Origin of the sequence: Bradyrhizobium cosmicum (assembly GCF_032290525.1) — a bacterium.
GTDB classification, from domain to species: Bacteria; Pseudomonadota; Alphaproteobacteria; order Rhizobiales; family Xanthobacteraceae; genus Bradyrhizobium; species Bradyrhizobium cosmicum_A.
The window spans coordinates 1-314 of the sequence record NZ_JASXTA010000120.1; the positions used below are offsets into that span (position 1 = coordinate 1).

Below are 314 nucleotides of genomic sequence, written 5' to 3' on the forward strand. Positions count from 1 at the left end.
TGCTGGCTCTCGCCGCGGTTGAGGCTCGCCCAGAACTGCCGGTAGGCGGCGCTGTCGCGCTCCGACGGAATGACGAAGATGCCGTGATGCTTGCCCTGGATTTCGGCGAGCGTATAGCCCATCGCTTTCAGGAAGTTGTCATTGGCGGTGATGACGGTGCCGTCCATCTCGAACGCAATGACCGCCTGCGTACGGTTGATCGCGGCGACCTGGCCGGCATCCTCCATGCTCTTGATCTTGCGGGCGGTGATGTCGGTCGCGAACTTCACGACCTTGCAAGGTTTGCCGCTGCCGTCGAGCACGGGGTTGTAGGT

The 314-nt window shown here is 62.4% G+C and carries 1 protein-coding gene; it reads right to left on the bottom strand.

Features of this window, described 5'->3' with window-relative positions; genetic code table 11:
- The coding region (locus tag QSV46_RS39315; protein ID WP_314964035.1) for a PAS domain S-box protein at positions 1-314 on the bottom strand (314 nt) is incomplete at both ends.